The sequence below is a fragment of the Hydrogenophaga sp. SNF1 genome, from assembly GCF_034421675.1.
GTDB lineage: Bacteria > Pseudomonadota > Gammaproteobacteria > Burkholderiales > Burkholderiaceae_C > Hydrogenophaga > Hydrogenophaga borbori.
The window spans coordinates 3,773,606-3,791,052 of sequence record NZ_CP139793.1; the positions used below are offsets into that span (position 1 = coordinate 3,773,606).

Below are 17,447 nucleotides of genomic sequence, written 5' to 3' on the forward strand. Positions count from 1 at the left end.
CTCAGTTCCTCACCGGCTTGCCGGTGTTGAGCATCCCGAGGATGCGTTCCTGCGTCTTGGGGTGCGTGATGAGCGCGCAGAAGGCCTGGCGCTCCAGCGTCATGAGGTACTCCTCGCTGACCAGGGTGCCGGGGTCCACGTCGCCGCCGGTGACCACGTTGGCGATCAGGCTGGCGATGTGGAAGTCGTGCTGGCTGATGAAGCCACCGTCGCGCATGTTCACGAGCTGGCCCAGGATGGTGGCCTTGCCGTCGCGCCCGGCCACGGGGAACAGGCGCTTGTGCGGCGCGCGGTAGCCGGCGCGGAACATCGCCTTCGCTTCGTTGAGCGCGACGAACAGCAGCTCGTCCTTGTGCGGCACCACCAGATCGGACTCGAGCAGGTAGCCGATGGCGCGCGACTCGATCGCGCTGGTGCCGACCTTGGCCATGGCAGCCGCCGTGAAGCCCTCGGTGAGGAATGGCAGCAGATCCTTGCCGGTGGAACGGGCGGCGTTCTCGGCCGCGCGGCGCGCGACGTAGGTCAGGCCACCCGCGCCCGGGATCAGGCCCACGCCCACCTCCACCAGGCCGATGTAGCTCTCCATGTGCGCGACGCGCCGGCCGCTGTAGACGGCCAGCTCGCAGCCGCCGCCCAGCGCCATGCCACGGATGGCCGAGACCACGGGCACGCTGGCGTAGCGCAGGCGCAGCATGGTCTGCTGCATGAAGCCCTCGGCGTCCTCGATGGCGGCCACGCCCACGGCCAGGAAGGCCGGCAGCATGGCCTGCAGGTCGGCGCCCACGCTGAAGGGTTCGTCGCCCGACCAGACCACCAGGCCCTGGTACTGCGCCTCGGCCAGTTCCACCGCCTGCATCAGGCCTTCGCAGACCTCGGGGCTGATGGCATGCATCTTGGTCTTGATGCTGGCGATCAGGACCTCGTTGTCGAGCGTCCAGAGCCGCACCGCGTCGGTTTCCTCGACGGTGGTGCCGGCATCGGCGAAACGCGGGCCGGCCTCGCCGAGCAGCAGTTCAGGGAAGGGCTGGCGCTGGTAGACCGGCAGCTCGCGGCGTGCCTCGAACACACCCTTGGTGGGGTTCCACGAGCCCTGGGCGGTGTGCACGCCGCCGGCCTCGGCCACCGGGCCCTTGAACACCCAGTCGGGCAGCGGCGCCGTCGACAGCGCCTTGCCGGCGTCGATGTCCTCCTGGACCATCTTCGCCACCTCCAGCCAGCCAGCCTCCTGCCACAGCTCGAAAGGGCCCTGCTTCATGCCGAAGCCCCAGCGCATGGCCAGGTCCACGTCGCGCGCGGTGTCGGCGATGTTCGCCAGGTGCACGGCCGCATAGTGGAAACCGTTGCGCAGGATGGCCCAGAGAAACCGGCCCTGCGGACCGGTGCTGTTCTTCAGCAGGCGCAGCCGCTCGGCGGCGGGTTTCTTGAGCATGCGGCCATAGACCTCGTCGGCCTTCTCGCCCGAGGGCACGTAGTCGCCGCTCGCCAGGTCGAAGCGTTGGATGTCGCGGCCCACCTTCCTGAAGAAGCCGGCCTTGGTCTTCTGGCCCAGATGGCCCTTGTCGAGCAGGGCCTTGAGCACGGGCGGCGTGCCGAAGCTGCCGTAGAACGGGTCGCTCTCGGCGCTCAGGTTGTCCTGCAGGGTCTTGATGACGTGGGCCATGGTGTCCAGGCCCACCACGTCGGCGGTGCGGAAGGTGCCGCTGCTGGCGCGGCCCAGGCGCTTGCCGGTGAGGTCGTCCACGACGTCGAACGTCAGGCCGTGGTTCTCCACCTCCTTCATCGTGGCCAGCATGCCGGCGATGCCGATGCGGTTGGCGACGAAGTTGGGCGTGTCCTTGGCGCGCACCACGCCCTTGCCCAGGCCGCTGGTCACGAAGGTTTCGAGCTGGTCCAGGATCAGCGGCTGCGTCGCCGGCGTCGCAATCAGCTCCACCAGCACCATGTAGCGCGGCGGGTTGAAGAAGTGGATGCCGCAGAAGCGCGGCTTGATGGCCTCGGGCAGCGCCTCGCTCAGCGCCGTGATCGACAGGCCCGAGGTGTTGGACGCCACGATGGCGTGCGGGACCACGTGCGGCGCGATCTTCTGGTACAGGTCGCGCTTCCAGTCCATGCGCTCGGCGATGGCCTCGATGACCAGGTCGCACTCGCCCAGCAGGGCCATGTGCTCCTCGTAGTTGGCCGCGACGATGAGGTCGGCGTCGGCGGCCACGCCGAGGGGCGAGGGCTTGAGTTTCTTCAGGTTCTCGATCGCCCGGGTGACGGTGCCGTTCTTCGGGCCTTCCTTCGCCGGAAGGTCGAAGAGCACGACCGGCACCTTGACGTTGACGAGATGGGCGGCGATCTGCGCGCCCATCACGCCCGCGCCGAGCACGGCGACTTTTCTGACGTTGAATCGGTTCATGGGGTGTTCGGAAAAAGGCTGGCGAAAGGTCATTCCACGCGTTGCCAGACCTGGGTTCGGAAGAAGGGGCCGATGTAGCCGCGCATCTCAAGTTGCGCACCGCCATTGACGGGCTTGAGGCGCGCGCGGTAGCTCTTGCCGTTGTTCGGGTCGACGATGCTGCCGCCCTCGAACACGGTCTTGTCGCTCTCGCCGGCCTTGATGCCGCGCAGGATCTCCAGGCCCACGATGGGCTTGTCCTTGCGGTCGTCGGTGCACTTGTCGCACACGCCCTTGGGGTCGCTGGCGGGGTCGAGCAGCTTCTCGATGCGGCCGCTGAAGACGCCGTTGTTCTCGGTGATGCGAACCAGCGACTTCTCCTTCTTGGAGTCGTCGTCGATGGTCTTCCACAGGCCCGCGGGCGTCATCTGCGCGTGGGCCAGGCCGGCCAGAAAAAGGCCGGCAAGAGCGAACAAGGTTCTCTTCATGGCAGTCTCCTTGGAGCGAGGGGAAGTGATCGAGAAATGCCGCGGAACTGGCGGTGCCCAGCCGCTGGCGTTGCCCCCCTGAGGGGGCGACGCGAAGCGGCGCGGGGGTGTCTCATGCCAAGGCCAGATCGGTGTCCATCAGCGCCTGGCTGCCCGATCGCGCCAGGCGCATCAGCGTGGCCGTCTCGGGGAACAGCTTGGCGAAGTAAAAGCGCGCGGTCTGCAGCTTGGCGGCGTAGAACGGGTCGCTGCTGCCGCCGTCGATGGCGCGCTGCGCGGCCTGGGCCATGCGCGCGAAGAAGTAGGCGAACACCAGGTGGCCGGCCACGCGCAGGTAAGGCACGGCGGCCGCGCCCACCTCGTCGGGGTTCTGCAGGCCCTTGAAGCCGATCTCGGTGGTGAACTTGGTCATCTGCTCGCCCAGGTAGGCCAGCGGGTTGATGAACTCGGCCATCTTCTCGTTCACGCCCTCCTCTTCCACCAGCGCGGCCACGAGCTTGCCGAATTTCTTGAGCGTGGCCCCGTTGTTGCCCAGCACCTTGCGGCCCAGCAGGTCCAGGCTCTGGACCGTGTTGGTGCCCTCGTAGATCATGTTGATGCGGGCATCGCGCACGAACTGCTCCATGCCCCATTCCTTGATGTAGCCGTGCCCGCCGAACACCTGCATGCAGTGGTTGGTGGCCTCGAAGCCGTTGTCGGTGAGGAAGGCCTTGGCGATGGGCGTGAGCAGCGCGGCGAGGTCGGCGCTGTCCTTGCGCACCTTCTCGTCGGGGTGGTGCAGCTCCTTGTCGAGCAGCAGGGTGCAGAACATCAGCAGCGCGCGACCGCCTTCGGCGTAGGCCTTGGCCGTGAGCAGCATCTTGCGCACGTCGGGGTGCACGATGATGGGGTCGGCCGGCTTGTCCTTGGCCTTCACGCCCGAGAGGCTGCGCATCTGGATGCGGTCCTTGGCGTAGGCCAGCGCGTTCTGGTAGGCCACTTCGGTCAGGCCCAGGCTCTGGTTGCCCACGCCCAGGCGGGCGGCGTTCATCATCACGAACATGGCGGGCAGGCCCTTGTTGGGCTCACCCACCAGGGTGCCCACGGCGCCGTCGAGCACCATCTGGGCCGTGGCGTTGCCGTGGATGCCCATCTTGTGCTCCAGGCCGCCGCAGTGGATGGCGTTCCGCTCGCCGAGGGTGCCGTCGGCCTTCACCAGGTGCTTGGGCACCAGGAACAGGCTGATGCCCTTGCTGCCCACGGGCGCGTCCGGCAGGCGCGCGAGCACCAGGTGCAGGATGTTCTCGGCCAGGTCGTGTTCGCCGGCGCTGATGAAGATCTTCTGGCCCGTGAGCTTGTAGGTGCCGTCGGCCTGGGGCTCGGCCTTGGTGCGCAGCAGGCCCAGGTCGGTGCCGCAGTGCGGCTCGGTCAGGCACATGGTGCCGGTCCATTCGCCGCTGGTGAGCTTGGGCAGGTAGCGCTTTTTCTGCTCCGGCGAGCCGTGGGCGTGCAGGCATTCGTAGGCGCCGTGCGACAGGCCGGGGTACATGGTCCAGGCCTGGTTGGCGCTGTTGAGCATCTCGTAGAAGCACTGGTTCACGATCAGGGGCAGGCCCTGGCCGCCGAACGCCGGGTCGCAGGAGAGCGCGGGCCAGCCACCTTCCACGTACTGCGCGTAGGCCTCCTTGAAGCCCTTGGGCGCCTTCACCTCATGCGTGGACTTGTCCAGCACGCAACCTTCCGCGTCGCCGCCGATGTTGAGCGGGAAGGTCACCTCGGCCGCGAACTTGCCGCCCTCTTCCAGCACCGCGTTGATGGTGTCGGCGTCGATGTCGGCATGCGGCGGGCAGGCCTTGAGCTCCTCCACGGCATTGAAGACCTCGTGCATCACGAACTGCATGTCACGCAGCGGGGGGGAGTAGACGGGCATGGGGGTGTTCTCCTGTGGTTTCGTCGAAATGAAAAGGGGCGGTCAGGCCTTGCGGCCGACGGGCTGGTGCGCGCCGTTGCGCTCGAGGATGGCGCCGAAGCCGCGCCAGGCGCGGTCGAGGCAGCCGGGGCTGCGCAGGAAGCGCGCCTCGTAGTGCAGGGCAAGGATCAGGCCGTGGATTTCGAAGGCCACCTGTGACGCGTCGGTGTCGGCCGACAGGTGGCCCTCCTCCGCGGCGATCTCGATCGCGCGCCGCAGGGCCTCCTGCCAGGTGCTGACCGAGCTCGCGAGCGCGTCACGCACGGGGCCGGGGCGGTCGTCGAACTCGACGGCGCCGCTGATATAGATGCACCCCGAGTCGATCTCGACCGAGGTGCGCTTCATCCAGTTGTCGAACATCGCGCGCAGGCGCGGCAGGCCGCGCGGGGCACTCATGGCGGGGTAGAAGACCTCGTCCTCGAAGCGCGTGTGGTACTCGCGCACCACCGAAATCTGCAGCTCCTCGCGCGAACCGAAGTGCGCGAAGACACCGGACTTGCTCATCTGCATGACTTCGGCGAGCGCGCCGATGGACAGGCCTTCGAGCCCGATCTGCGTGGCCAGGCCCAAGGCGGCGTCGACGATGGCGGCCTTGGTCTGCTGGCCCTTGGGTTGGGGCTTGGCCGCGCGGCCATTGGCGGGCGCGGCGCGGCGGGGACGGCTGGCGGTGGTGTCGCTCATGCGGGGACTGGGTGGATCGGCCGGGGGTGTCGGCCGAAAGAAACGAACGGTCGTTCTATTTTTACCCAGATTCCGGCGCGACTGGCAAGCCCGAGGGCATTTGCGCGGGTTTGATTTAGAGCCAGCTGCCTAAGAGGGCGGCAGGGTTGCGGCGACCGAAGGGCCGGCCGCGCGGCCCCTCGCCCCGGGCCGGCCGGGACACGGTGCCGGCGCCCGAGACGCTCGCCGCCCGAAGCGGCGGCTCAGCCCCGCCCGCCGGGCAGCAGCAGCGCCAGGCTGTGCTCCAGGCTTTCGTTGGGCGAGCGCTTGAAGCCGCTGCGCGCGAAGCGCTGCAGGCGCCCGACGCAGAAGGCCGTGATGACCGAGGCGTCGGCCTGCGCGTCCACCGTGGGCGTGGCGGCGCCGCCGAGCGTGGCGGCCTCGCGCAGGTTGTGGCGCAGCGTGGCCTCGATCTTGTCGAAGAAGAGGTTCATGCGCTGCTGCAGGCGCTCGTTCTCGAACACCAGGGCGTCACCGACCATCACGCGCGTCATGCCGGGGTTCTTCTCGCCGAACTGCAGCAACAGGGCCACGAGCTTGCGGCAGCGCGCCTGGGCATCGGGCTCGCGCTCGTCGAGCTGGTTGATGAGGCCGAAGACGGTTTGTTCGATGAACTCGATCAAGCCCTCGAACATCTGGGCCTTGCTGGCGAAGTGGCGGTACAGCGCCGCCTCGCTCACCTCGAGCCGCGCCGCCAGGGCCGCGGTGGTGATGCGCTCGGCACCGGGCTGCTCGAGCATGGTGGCCAGGGCCTGCAGGATCTGCACGCGGCGCTCGCCCGGCTTGGGCCGCTTGCGGCCGGTGGCCTCGACCGCTTCCGTGGCGGACGCGGCGTCCAGCGTGTCGTCGTCGGGCGAGGGCATGTCGGGCGCGGCAGCAGGGGTCATGGTCGGTGGTCCGTGAGGTGGCTGACAGTCCGGTGGACGCGGTCCCCCGATGGGGCTCGGGGGTATTCGCGCGGCATTCTCGCACAGCCGGCTACATCTGGTTACCCAGCATCGGCGCGGTCTGCGCAGCTAGTGGGCAACCGCATCGAAGACCACGCGCACGCACAGGCCATGCCCCTCGGCGCCGCTGCCCAGCTGCAGCTGCGTGTGGTGCACGCGGGCGATGCCATCGGCGATCGCCAGGCCCAGCCCGTGCCCGCTGCCAGCGGTGCCGGGCACCCGGTAAAAGCGCTGCAGCACGCGCGCGCGCTCGGCCGGCGCGATGCCGGGGCCGTCGTCTTCCACCTCGATCCAGGCCGCGCCCGCCCCGCCATCGCCCTGACCGCAGCGCAGGGTGACGGCACCGCCCACGGGGGTGTATTTGATGGCGTTGTCCACCAGATTGATCAGCAGCTCGCGCAGCAGCCAGGCGTGGCCTTGCACGCGCGCGGGCGCCGCCTCCAGCCCCAGGTCGATGCGGCGCGCGCCGGCGGCGTCCAGGAAATGCGCGAGCACGGTTTCGCAGAGCTCGGCCAGGTCCACCGTCTCGCGGGCCGCGTCGTCGTCGCGCAGCGCGTCGGCCCGCGACAGGGCCAGCAACTGGTTGGCCAGCTGGGTGGTGTTGCGCGTGGCGTCGCGCAGGCGCAGCACCTGCTCGGCGCGCAGGCTCAGCAGGTCGCCCGCGCCCATGCTGCGCGCCGCCTGGGCCCAGGCCTCCACCTGGGCCTGCAGCCCGGCCAGCGGCGTGCGCAGCTGGTGCGCGGCGTCGGCCACGAAGCGCCGCTGGGTGTCGCTTTGCTCGTTGACGCGCGCGAACAGGCGGTTGAGGGCCTGGACCAACGGACGCACCTCGGCCGGCGTGTGGCGCTCGTCGATCGGGCTCAGGTCGCGCGGCGAGCGCCGCTCCACCGCCTGCCGCAGGTCCATGAGCGGCTGCAACGCCCGAGTGACGCCCCAGCCCAGCATGCCCGCGGCCACCGCGAACAGCGCCAGGTTGGGCAGGAGCACGCGCAGCAGCACGTTGCGCAGCCAGTGCTGGCGCGCGTCGCTGCCGTCGGCCAGCACCAGGATGAGCTCGCCCGCTTCGGTGACCGCGCGCTGGGCGACCACGCGGTGCGTGACGCCCGCATCGACCACACTCACGAACTCGGGGGCCTCGGTGGTGGGCAGCAGCACCGGCAGCCAGTCGGCGCCGAACAGGCGCTCGCCCCGCGGGCTGAACACGCCCACGGCGGTGTGGCCGTCGCGGTCGGCCAGGAACTCCTGGATCGGCGGCGCCATCAGCAGGGTGAGGTCGGTGCCATCGGTGGGGGTGCCGCCGCGCGGCAGCACCACCGAGTCGGCCAGCATGGGCACCAGGCGCAGCAGGCGCTGGTCCTGCTGCAGCGCGGCGGTGCCCGCGCCCTGGTAGTGGAAGGCCAACGTGGCCGCGCCGATGGCCCCGATGGTGGCCAGCAGCATGACCAAGAGGCGGCGCCGCAGGCCGCCGATCAGGTCGCGCGGGGCGCCGGGCTCAGGCGTCGGCGCGACCCGCGGCATCGGCGCACTCCAGGCGGTAGCCGAAACCGCGGATGGCACGCACCGCGATGCCCGCCGGCTCCAGCTTGGCGCGCAGCCGCGAGACGTAGACCTCGATCGCGTTGGGCGTGATTTCCTTGTCCCAGCCGGTGAGCGCGGCCAGCAGCTTGTCTTTGGCCACAGGCTTGGGGGTCTGCATCAGCATGTACTCGAGCACGGTCCATTCGCGCGGGCCCAGCTCCAGCGGCTGGCCCGCGAGCGTGACGCGCCGCTGCGCGGTGTCCATCTCCAGCGCGCCGAAGCCCAGCACGGCCGAGGTGGCGGCCTGGGAGCGTCGCAGCAGCGCGCGCAGGCGGGCCAGCAGCTCGGGCAGCTCGAAGGGCTTGACCATGTAGTCGTCCGCACCGAGGTCCAGGCCCTGCACGCGGTCGTGCAGCGCGTCGCGGGCGGTGAGGATCAGCACCGGCAGCGCCAGGCCCTGCGCGCGGATGAGGCGCGTGAGCGCCAGGCCGTCGCCACCGGGCAGGCCGATGTCGAAGATGGCGGCGTCGAAGCCCTCGCGCGCCAGCACCTGCTCGGCGCGCTCGGCGCTGCCCACCCAGTCGACGGTGTAGCCCGCGTCGGCCAGGCCCAGCTTGATGCCGCTGGCGACCATGACGTCGTCCTCGACCAAGAGCAAACGCATGAGCTCACCGCGATGGTTTCGCCGCCGGGCCGCCCCAAGGCGAAACGCGACCCCTCGGGGGGCAGCGGCCCGCGCAGCGGTGGAGCGTGGGGGCTGTCATCCCTTGATCATGGTGCCGAATGGCTCGTTGCCCAGCACCTCGAGCAACAGCGCGTGCGGCACGCGGCCGTCGATGATGTGCACCGCGTTCACGCCGCTCTTGGCGGCGTCCAGCGCGCCGGCGATCTTGGGAATCATGCCGCCGGAGATGGTGCCGTCGGCCACCAGCTCGTCGATGCGGCGCGGCGTGAGTTCCGTGAGCAGTTGGCCTTCCTTGTCGAGCACGCCGCGGATGTTGGTGAGCATGAGCAGCTTCTCGGCCTGCAGCACGGTGGCCAGCTTGGCGGCCACCACGTCGGCGTTGATGTTGTAGCTCTCGTTGTGCTCGCCAAAGCCGATCGGGCTCACGACCGGGATGAACTGGTCGTCCTGCAGGGCCTTCACCACCGCCGGGTCGACGCCCACGATGTCGCCGACCTGGCCGACGTCGTGCTCGCGTGAGGGGTCGGCCTGGTCGGCCATGCGCAGCTTGCGCGCGCGGATCATGGCGCCGTCGCGGCCGGTCAGGCCCACCGCCTTGCCGCCGGCCTGGTTGATCAGGCCCACGATGTCCTGCTGCACCTCGCCGGCCAGCACCCACTCCACGACTTCCATGGTCTCGGCATCGGTGACGCGCATGCCCTGGATGAACTCGCCCTTCTTGCCCAGGCGCTTGAGCAGGGTCTCGATCTGCGGGCCGCCACCGTGCACGACCACCGGGTTGATGCCCACCAGCTTGAGCAGCACCACGTCCTCGGCGAAATCCTGCTGCAGGGCCGGGTCGGTCATGGCGTTGCCGCCGTACTTGATGACCATGGTCTTGCCGTGGAACTGCCGGATGTAGGGCAGCGCCTGGGCGAGGATTTCCGCGCGGTCGCGCGGCGCGATGGTGGTGATGTCGGGAGCGGTGGACATGCGCGAAGTTCTTCCGAGAGGAACAAAACCGCGATTCTAGAGAGGCACACAACGCCAGGGTCTCGATCCAGGCACACCGCGGAACCGGCTTCGCCGGGCCGCCGGTGTTGCCCCTCGGGGGGCCGGGTGGCGCGACGCGCCGCGGGGGGCTTCAGAAATGGATGCCCCGCATCATCTGCTGCATGGCGATCGCCTCGGGCGACAACTGCGCCTTCGCGCCCTTCTCGCCCTTGGCCGCCGCCGAGTCCGGGAACATGCGGAAGCTGGTGTTCATCACGATCTGCGCGATGCGCGGCACCAGCGCGTGCATCACCTGGCCGGTCACGCCCAGGCGGGTGGCGATGCGCACCGGCTTGTCGATGCAGGCCTGGGCGATCATGTCGGCGGCCTCCTCGGGGCTCAGCGTGGGCACGTTGTTGTAGATCTTGGTGGGCGCGATCATGGGGGTGCGCACCAGGGGCATATTGATCGTGGTGAAGGTGATGCCCTGGTCGGCGAACTCGCTGCTGGCGCAGCGCGTCCAGGCGTCGAGCGCGGCCTTGCTGGCCACGTAGGCCGAGAAGCGCGGCGCGTTGGTGAGCACGCCGATCGAGCTGATGTTGACCACGTGGCCCCGGCGCCGCTGCACCATGCCCGGCAGCAGGCCCATGGTCACGCGCAGGCAGCCAAAGTAGTTGAGCTGCATGGTGCGCTCGAAGTCGTGGAAGCGGTCGTAGCTGCCCTCGATGGCCCGGCGGATGGAACGGCCGGCGTTGTTGATGAGGAAGTCCACGCCACCGTGCTGCTGCACCAGCAGCTGCACGAAGCGGTCGCAATCGGCCATGTCGGCGATGTCGGCCGGGTAGGCGATGAACTGGTAGCCCTTGGCCTTGGCCTCCTTGCAGGCCTCGTCGAGTTTGTCCTGGTCACGGCCGCAAATGATGGTGGTGGCGCCGGCCTCGGCGAAGGTGTGCGCCGCCGCCAGGCCGATGCCGGAACTACCGCCCGTGACCAGGACCACCTTTCCCGCGACGGTCCCCCGCAGGCTGCGGTCGCGGTGCAGGTCGGGATCGAGGTGGCGCTCCCAGTAGTCCCACAGGCGCCAGGCGTAGTCCTTCAGGTTCGGGCATTCCACGCCGCTGCCCTTGAGCGCGGCCAGCGTGCCGCGGCAGTCGAAGCGCGTGGGGTAGTTGACGAAGGTGAGCATGTCCTCGGGCAGGCCCAGGTCCTTCATCACCGCGTCGCGCACGCGGCGCACCGGCGCCAGGGCCATCAGTCCCTTCTTCACGCTCTTGGGGATGAAGCCCAGCAGCGCGGCATTCACGAACAGGTTCATCTTGGGCGCGTGCGCGGCCTTGCTGAAGATGTCGAGCACATCGCCCACGCGGTAGCCCACCGGGTCCACCAGGTGGAAGCACTCGCCGCCCTGCCGCGGGCCATGGGCGATGTGGTCGAGCGCGTTGACCACGAAGTCCACCGGCACGATGTTGATGCGCCCGCCCTCCAGGCCGATGCTGGGCATCCACGGCGGCAGGATCTGGCGCATGCGCTGGATCAGCTTGAAGAAGTAATAGGGGCCGTCGATCTTGTCCATCTCGCCGGTCTGGCTGTCGCCCACCACCATGGCCGGGCGGTACACGGTCCAGGCCAGCTTGTTCTCGGCGCGCACCAGCTTCTCGCTCTCGTGCTTGGTCATGAAATAGGGGTGATCGATGTTCTCGGCCTCCTCGAACATGTCCTCGCGGAACACGCCCTCGTACAGCCCCGCCGCGGCGATGGACGAGACGTGGTGGAAGTGGCCCGCACCGATGGCCTTGGCCAGCTCCAGCGTGTGGCGCGTGCCGTCGATGTTGACGGCCACCTGGCTCTCCTCGTCGGCGCCCAGGTCGTACACCGCGGCCAGGTGAAAGAAGTGGTCGATCTGCCCCTTGAGGGCCTTCACGTCGTCGGCCGAGACGCCGAGCTTCTTCTCGGTGAGGTCGCCGAACACCGGCACCGCGCGCGCCGGCCCCACGCCCCAGTACTCGCGCAGCGCCGCCACCTTGCCTTCGCTTTCGCGCCGGATCAGGAAGTGCACCACCGCCCCCTTTCGCTGCAGCAGCCGGCGAACGAGGCGCTTGCCGATGAAGCCGGTGGCTCCGGTCACGAAGTACTGCATGGGGGACTCCTGTGTGTTGTTGCTGGGGTGCCGCAAAGGGGCATCGCTCGCGATTCTGTTGCACGCGATCGGACGGCCCATTCCGCAGAAACCCGCGGCCGATTTAGTCGCATGCCCCTACACAGGCCCGGCGTGGGCCGCCACCATGCGCGGCAATGGCGACGCCCCTCAGGCCGCCAGCGCATTCGCAGCAACCACCACAGGAGCCCGAAGCATGGTCAAGAAGATCCAGAAGAAGGGCGGCAGCGCCCGCACCGACGGCGGCAACGAGAAGGGCCACGGCGCCTCGCCGCTGGCCGGCGCCATCAAGGAATCGGCCCAGCAGATCTGGCTGGCCGGCCTCGGCGCCTTCGCCAAGGCGCAGGCGGAAGGCGGCAAGGCCTTCGAGACCCTGGTCAAGGAAGGCATGAACATCCAGCGCAAGACCCAGACCGCGGCCGAGGAGCGCATCAGCGAGGCCACCAGCCGCGTGAGCAGCATGGCCAACGACATCCAGAGCAAGGCCGCCGGCCAGTGGGACAAGCTGGAGAGCCTGTTCGAGGAGCGCGTGGCCAAGGCCCTGGGCAAGCTGGGCGTGCCGTCGGCGCGCGACGTCGAGGCGCTGATGGAGCGCATCGAGGCGCTCAACCAGCAGGTGCTCAAACTCGGCGGCGTGGGCCTGGCCACCAAGCCCGCGCGCAAGGCCTCGGCCAGCGCCAAGGCCGCGCCCCGCAAGGCACCCGCCAAGCGCAGCGCCGCCCGCAAAGCCCCGGCGAAGAAAGCCACCGCGTGATCCGCCCTGCTGCGCCGCAGCAGCCCTGAGCGGGGGCACGCCCTACACTTGGCCGCATGAGACCCGCACGGCCGCCCGCAGGGGCTCGCAGCGCCGCGCGCTGCACGGAGGTGACCCCATGACCCGCACCCGCCCGCGCCCCCCCGCCCGCGCGCGCCCGCCGCGCATCGGGCTGGCCCTGGCCGGTGGCGGTCCGCTGGGCGCCATCTACGAGATCGGCGCCCTGTGCGCGCTCGACGACTCGCTCGACGGCCTGGACCTCAACGCCTGCGCTCACTACGTGGGCGTGTCGGCGGGCGGCTTCATCGCCGCCGCGCTGGCCAATGGCATTGCCCCGCGCGAACTGTGCGAGACCTTCATCGAGGACCGGCCCCGGCTCGACGGCTTCGACCCGGCCTGGCTGATGCAGCCGGCCTGGGGCGAGTTCGCCCAGCGCCTGCGCACGCTGCCGCGCCTGGCGGGCGAGGCCGCCTGGTCCTGGCTGGTCCAGGGCAAGGCCTTGAGCCAGGCACTGGAGCGCCTGGGAGCGGCGCTGCCCGCCGGCGTGCTCGACAACGACACCATCCACCGCGAGATCGCCCGGCTGTTCAGCCGGCCCGGCCGCAGCAACCGCTTTGCCGACCTGCGCGCGCGGCTGACCCTGGTGGCCACCGACCTGGACACCGGCGAGGCGGCGCCCTTCGGCCAGCCGGGTTGGGACCAGGTGCCGATCTCGCGCGCCATCCAGGCCAGCGCCGCCCTGCCCGGCCTGTTCCCGCCGGTGCAGATCGGCGGGCGGCACTACGTGGATGGCGCGCTCAAGAAGACCATGCACGCCTCGGTCGCCCTGGACGATGGCGTGGACCTGCTCCTGTGCCTCAATCCCCTGGTGCCTTACCACGCCACCCCGGAATCAACGCACGGCGGCCGCATCCCCGCGCTGGTGGAAGGCGGGCTGCCGGTGGTGATGAGCCAGACCTTCCGCTCCATGATCCATTCGCGCCTGGTGCTGGCCTTCGAACGCTACGAGCGCATCTACCCCCACACCGACATCGTGCTGATCGAGCCCGACCAGCGCGACGCCGAGCTGTTCTTCGCCAACACCTTCAGCTACCGCCAGCGCCGCGAGATGGCCGAACACGCCTTCCAGCGCACGCGCGCGCTGCTGCGGCTGCGCGCGGGCCGCCTGGCGCCGCAACTGGCGCGCCACGGCATCACCATCGACCACGCCGCGCTCGCCGACCCCGAACGCCGCCTGATCGACACGCGCTACCGGCCCGCCGACAGCGCCGTGGCCACGCGGCTGCACCGCGTGCTCGACGAACTGCAGCGCCGCCTGCCGACCACCGCAGAGAGCACCACCGGGCCGCTCCCACGGCGCCCCGCCCCGCCGCGCGCCGCACGGCGGGCATTCCAATGAACCCCGCGCGCATGCCCAAGAAAGCCCCGCGCCGCACGGCCGAACGCATCCTGGAAACCTCGCTGGCGCTGTTCAACCGATTCGGCGAGCCCAACGTCTCCACCACGCTGATCTCGGCCGAGCTGGGCATCAGCCCCGGCAACCTGTACTACCACTACCCGGCCAAGGACGAACTCATCAACTCGCTGTTCGAGCGCTATGAACGTTCCCTGAACGAGTTGCTGGGCGCGGCCGAGGGCGTGCGTCACGTGGAAGACGCCTGGTTCTTCCTGCACTCGCTGTTCGAGCGCATCTGGGAGTACCGCTTCCTTTATCGCGACCTGAACGACCTGCTGTCCAAGAACCGCCTGCTGGAGACGCGCTTCCAGGGCCTGCTGGGGGCCAAGACGCGCGCCGTCCGCCAGCTGCTGGGCGGCCTGGGCCGCTCGGGCGCGATCCAGATCGACGGCCGCGAACTCGACCCCACGGCCGACGGCATGGTGGCCTTGCTCACCTTCTGGCTGAGCTTCGAGTACGTGCGCGACCCGCGCCACGCCCTGGAGCCCGACCACGCGCAGGCGGCGCTGCTGCGTGGCGCGCAGCACGTGCTGCACCAGCTCGCCCCCTACCTGGAGCCCGCGCAGCGCCAGCACCTCATGGCGCTGTCGTCGGCGTACCAGCGCTGAGAGAAAAGCCCAGGAAGCGCGCCGCGCCGCGCGCCGCCGGCGCCATGTCGGCCAGGTGCAGCCACAGGTAGAAATTGGCGGCGTCGAAGGGGCTGGTGAAAACCGAGGGGCGCCAGCGGCGCCCCCCTTCGGCGTAGTAGACCACCCAGACCGGGCCCTCGGGGTGAATGCACCAGCCGCCCGCGCCGAACGCGTCGGGCACGCCCAACAGCCTGGGGTTGACGCCGCCCACCCGCAGGCGCATCAGCTCATCGGCCAGCTCTTCCAGGGCCCAGGCGGCCGGCAGCTCGGGCCGTGGCGGCGGCAACTCGTAGCGCGAACCCCATTCGATGTCCATCGGTGCTCCTTGCACGCGCGGCGCCCGGTGGCGCGCGGGCCGGCATTTGACGTCGGGAGCACCGGGCCGCGGCGCGGCAGCCCGGTGGAAATCACGCCTCGATCACAGGGCCCTCAGCCCTTCAGGCCGTCGACCGCCTGGAAGAGGGCCTGGCGCGCCTGGCTCACGATCTGGCCGCGCCAGACGTCGGTGTCGGTGTAGAAGGCGTCCTTGACGCGCTGCTTGATGGCCGCCTGCAGCTCGGCCGGCGCATCGGGGTGCTGGTGCAGCCAGTGGTCGCCGCGCAGCGCATCGATCACCTCGGGAATCGGCACCGTGCCGTACTCCAGTGCGATGCCGGTGTACTCCGCCTGCGGGCATTCCTGGTAGATGGACACCCACATCAGGCCGGTGAGCAGGGCCGAGGTGGACGAGCCGTCGTAGATGGAGGTGATGGGCGTGGCGCCGTCGCCGCCCCACCAGGCCTTGGCGCGCGCGAAGGCGGCCGCGTCGTCGCGGCAGGCGAAGATGCGTTCGCCCAGGCCGCTGGGGCCCAGGCCGGTGTGCAGGTCGATCCAGGCCACGCGGCGCGCGCGCCCGGCCTGCTCGCGCAGCACCCGGCGCACCGTGTCGTTGTTCCAGGTGGGCGCGGTGCCGCCGAAGAACAGGCCGTCGGGGAAGCGGTGCTGGCCCATGGTGATGGCCGCCTGGAAAGCGGTCATGCCGCGCCGGGCGATCCAGCTGCGCACGGCCGCTTCGTTCTCGGCCGTGGGCGGCCACTCGTCCGGCAGCAGCAGGTGGTGCAGATCGGCGTAGTCCTCGTTCACCGGCAGGGGGCCGGAGAAGTCCTGGAAGTTGCGGTTCAGGTCCACGTTCTCGTGCGTCACGCGGCGCAGCCAGGAGAAGCCGTGCGGGTTGAGCGCGTGGATGTAGAGCACCGCCACGCCGCTGTCGCGCGCCTTGGCGCGCCACTCGGCGTCGTGCAGGGCGTGCACCTGCACGCCGGAGCCGCAGAAGCCCTCGGCGCCATGGCAGGCGCTGCTCACGATGAGCAGTTGTTCGGCGTCGGGCGAGCCATCGAGGGCGGTGTCCATGGCCAGGGTTTCGCCCTCGCGGCCCTTGAGCGGGTGCTCGTGGCTGCGGATGGCCAGGCCCGCCGCGGCGGCGGCCTCGAGAAACTTGACCCGGGCCTTGGCGTAGGTTGGGGAGAACGCGTCGCGGATCTCGATCACGCCGCACCCCCGTTCGCGCGCGGCTGGGCCAGCCATTTTTCGGCCAGGCGCACCCAGTAGGTGGCGCCCAGGGGGATCAGGTCGTCGTTGAAATCGTAGTTCGGGTTGTGCAGCACGCAGGGCCCTTCGCCATGGCCGACCTCGCGGTGAGCGCCGTCGCCGTTGGCGATGAACACATAGCAGCCCGGCTTGGCCTGCAGCATGTAGGCAAAGTCCTCGGCGCCCATGGTGGGCTCCTGCGCCAGCACGCGCTCGGGACCGACGATCTCGGCCAGCACCTCGCGCGCGAAGGCGGTCTCCGCCGGGTGATTCACGGTGGGCGGGTAGTTGCGGTGGAACTGGAACTCGCAGGTGGTGCCATAGGCCGCGCAGGTGTGCTCGGCGATTGCCTGCATGCGCTTTTCGATCAGGTCGAGCACCTCGTAGGTGAAGGTGCGCACGGTGCCTTGCAGCTCGGCGTGGTCGGGCACGACGTTGGTGGCCTCGCCGGTGTGGACCATGGTGACCGAGATCACGCCCGCGTCCACCGGCTTCTTGTTGCGCGTAATGATGGTCTGGAAGCCCATGACCATCTGGCAGGCCACCGGCACCGGGTCGATGCCGGTGTGCGGCAGCGCGGCGTGCCCGCCCTTGCCGCGGATGGTGATCTTGAATTCGCTGGTGGAGGCCATGACCGGCCCGGCGCTGGCCGCGAAGCTGCCTGTGGGCAGGCCGGGCCAGTTGTGCATGCCGAACACCGCTTCCATCGGACACTCGCTGAACAGGCCGTCCTTGATCATTTCGCGCGCGCCGCCGCCGCCCTCCTCGGCCGGCTGGAAGATCAGGTAGACCGTGCCGTCGAAGTGGCGGTGCTTGGCGAAGTGCTGGGCCGCGGCCAGCAGCATGGCGGTGTGGCCGTCGTGGCCGCAGGCGTGCATCTTGCCGGCGTGCTGGCTGGCGTGGGCGAAGCGGTTGTGCTCCTGCATGGGCAGGGCGTCCATGTCGGCGCGCAGGCCGATCGCCCGGCCACTGGCGCCGCCGTCGCGGCCGTGCACGATGCCCACCACGCCGGTGGTGCCCATGCCGCGGCGGATGGGAATGCCCCACTCGGTGAGCTTGGCGGCGACGAGGTCGGCGGTGCGCACCTCCTCGAAGCAGAGTTCGGGGTGCGCGTGGATGTCGCGCCGCACGGCCGCGATGCCCGCGGCCTGGGTGACGATGGAATCGATGAGCTTCATGTCCGGTCTCCGAAACCGGGCATGGTAGCGGTAGCAGGCGCCGCCGCGCGT

15 protein-coding genes are annotated in these 17,447 nt (G+C 69.9%); 3 read left to right on the top strand and 12 right to left on the bottom strand.

The features are described 5' to 3' along the window. Window position 1: 1 nt before the first annotated feature. The 9 genes from SOM08_RS18105 to SOM08_RS18145 form a co-directional block, all read right to left on the bottom strand. On the bottom strand, window positions 2–2,401 hold the full coding sequence (locus SOM08_RS18105; protein ID WP_322469447.1) for a 3-hydroxyacyl-CoA dehydrogenase/enoyl-CoA hydratase family protein: 2,400 nt from the start codon (window positions 2,399–2,401) through the stop codon (window positions 2–4). 29 nt (window positions 2,402–2,430) lie between these two features. Continuing rightward, the gene (locus tag SOM08_RS18110; RefSeq protein ID WP_322469448.1) at window positions 2,431–2,868 is read right to left on the bottom strand and encodes a DUF2147 domain-containing protein; all 438 of its coding nucleotides are present in this window, start codon (window positions 2,866–2,868) and stop codon (window positions 2,431–2,433) included. Window positions 2,869–2,980: 112 nt separating this feature from the next. Beyond that, on the bottom strand, window positions 2,981–4,777 hold the full coding sequence (locus SOM08_RS18115; protein ID WP_116960758.1) for an acyl-CoA dehydrogenase C-terminal domain-containing protein: 1,797 nt from the start codon (window positions 4,775–4,777) through the stop codon (window positions 2,981–2,983). A 42-nt stretch (window positions 4,778–4,819) separates the two neighbouring features. After that, window positions 4,820–5,497, bottom strand: a complete 678-nt coding sequence (locus SOM08_RS18120) for a TetR/AcrR family transcriptional regulator (RefSeq protein ID WP_116960759.1) — start codon at window positions 5,495–5,497, stop codon at window positions 4,820–4,822. A gap of 242 nt (window positions 5,498–5,739) precedes the next feature. After that, window positions 5,740–6,399, bottom strand: coding sequence for a nucleoid occlusion factor SlmA (slmA, locus tag SOM08_RS18125; RefSeq protein ID WP_416187022.1), 660 nt, complete (start codon window positions 6,397–6,399; stop codon window positions 5,740–5,742). A 153-nt stretch (window positions 6,400–6,552) separates the two neighbouring features. After that, window positions 6,553–8,001, bottom strand: a complete 1,449-nt coding sequence (locus SOM08_RS18130) for an ATP-binding protein (RefSeq protein WP_322469450.1) — start codon at window positions 7,999–8,001, stop codon at window positions 6,553–6,555. Further along, complete coding sequence (locus SOM08_RS18135; RefSeq protein ID WP_116960761.1) at window positions 7,976–8,665, bottom strand: response regulator transcription factor; 690 nt, start codon at window positions 8,663–8,665, stop codon at window positions 7,976–7,978. Before SOM08_RS18135 ends, SOM08_RS18130 begins: the two co-directional genes overlap by 26 nt. Window positions 8,666–8,761: 96 nt before the next feature. Then, window positions 8,762–9,658, bottom strand: a complete 897-nt coding sequence (gene argB / locus SOM08_RS18140; protein ID WP_322469451.1) for an acetylglutamate kinase — start codon at window positions 9,656–9,658, stop codon at window positions 8,762–8,764. A 151-nt stretch (window positions 9,659–9,809) separates the two neighbouring features. Further along, on the bottom strand, window positions 9,810–11,795 hold the full coding sequence (locus tag SOM08_RS18145; protein ID WP_322469452.1) for an SDR family oxidoreductase: 1,986 nt from the start codon (window positions 11,793–11,795) through the stop codon (window positions 9,810–9,812). A gap of 214 nt (window positions 11,796–12,009) precedes the next feature. On the opposite strand from SOM08_RS18145, the gene SOM08_RS18150 reads away from it, so the two are divergent. The 3 genes from SOM08_RS18150 (at window position 12,010) to SOM08_RS18160 (ending at window position 14,631) form a co-directional block, all read left to right on the top strand. After that, a complete protein-coding gene (locus SOM08_RS18150) occupies window positions 12,010–12,567 on the top strand; it encodes a phasin family protein (protein ID WP_116960764.1) in 558 nt (185 codons plus the stop codon). A gap of 118 nt (window positions 12,568–12,685) precedes the next feature. Further along, window positions 12,686–13,966: a patatin-like phospholipase family protein gene (locus tag SOM08_RS18155; protein WP_245981111.1), complete on the top strand. Its 1,281-nt coding sequence runs from the start codon at window positions 12,686–12,688 to the stop codon at window positions 13,964–13,966. An 11-nt stretch (window positions 13,967–13,977) separates the two neighbouring features. Then, window positions 13,978–14,631, top strand: a complete 654-nt coding sequence (locus tag SOM08_RS18160) for a TetR/AcrR family transcriptional regulator (RefSeq protein ID WP_116960765.1) — start codon at window positions 13,978–13,980, stop codon at window positions 14,629–14,631. Here SOM08_RS18160 and SOM08_RS18165 read toward each other — a convergent pair. The 3 genes from SOM08_RS18165 to SOM08_RS18175 all read right to left on the bottom strand — a co-directional run bounded on the left by SOM08_RS18165 (window position 14,600) and on the right by SOM08_RS18175 (window position 17,396). Continuing rightward, window positions 14,600–14,968 (bottom strand): hypothetical protein, encoded by a 369-nt coding sequence (locus SOM08_RS18165; RefSeq protein ID WP_322469453.1) that lies wholly within the window; start codon window positions 14,966–14,968, stop codon window positions 14,600–14,602. The two genes, SOM08_RS18160 and SOM08_RS18165, sit on opposite strands and share 32 nt — an antisense overlap. Window positions 14,969–15,081: 113 nt before the next feature. After that, window positions 15,082–16,179 carry a M14 family metallopeptidase gene (locus SOM08_RS18170; protein ID WP_322469454.1) on the bottom strand — a complete coding sequence of 366 codons (1,098 nt, stop codon included), beginning with the start codon at window positions 16,177–16,179 and terminating at the stop codon, window positions 15,082–15,084. Then, on the bottom strand, window positions 16,176–17,396 hold the full coding sequence (locus SOM08_RS18175; protein ID WP_116960767.1) for a M20 aminoacylase family protein: 1,221 nt from the start codon (window positions 17,394–17,396) through the stop codon (window positions 16,176–16,178). The genes SOM08_RS18170 and SOM08_RS18175 overlap by 4 nt, the downstream gene beginning before the upstream one ends. Between the last annotated feature and the right edge of the window lie 51 nt (window positions 17,397–17,447).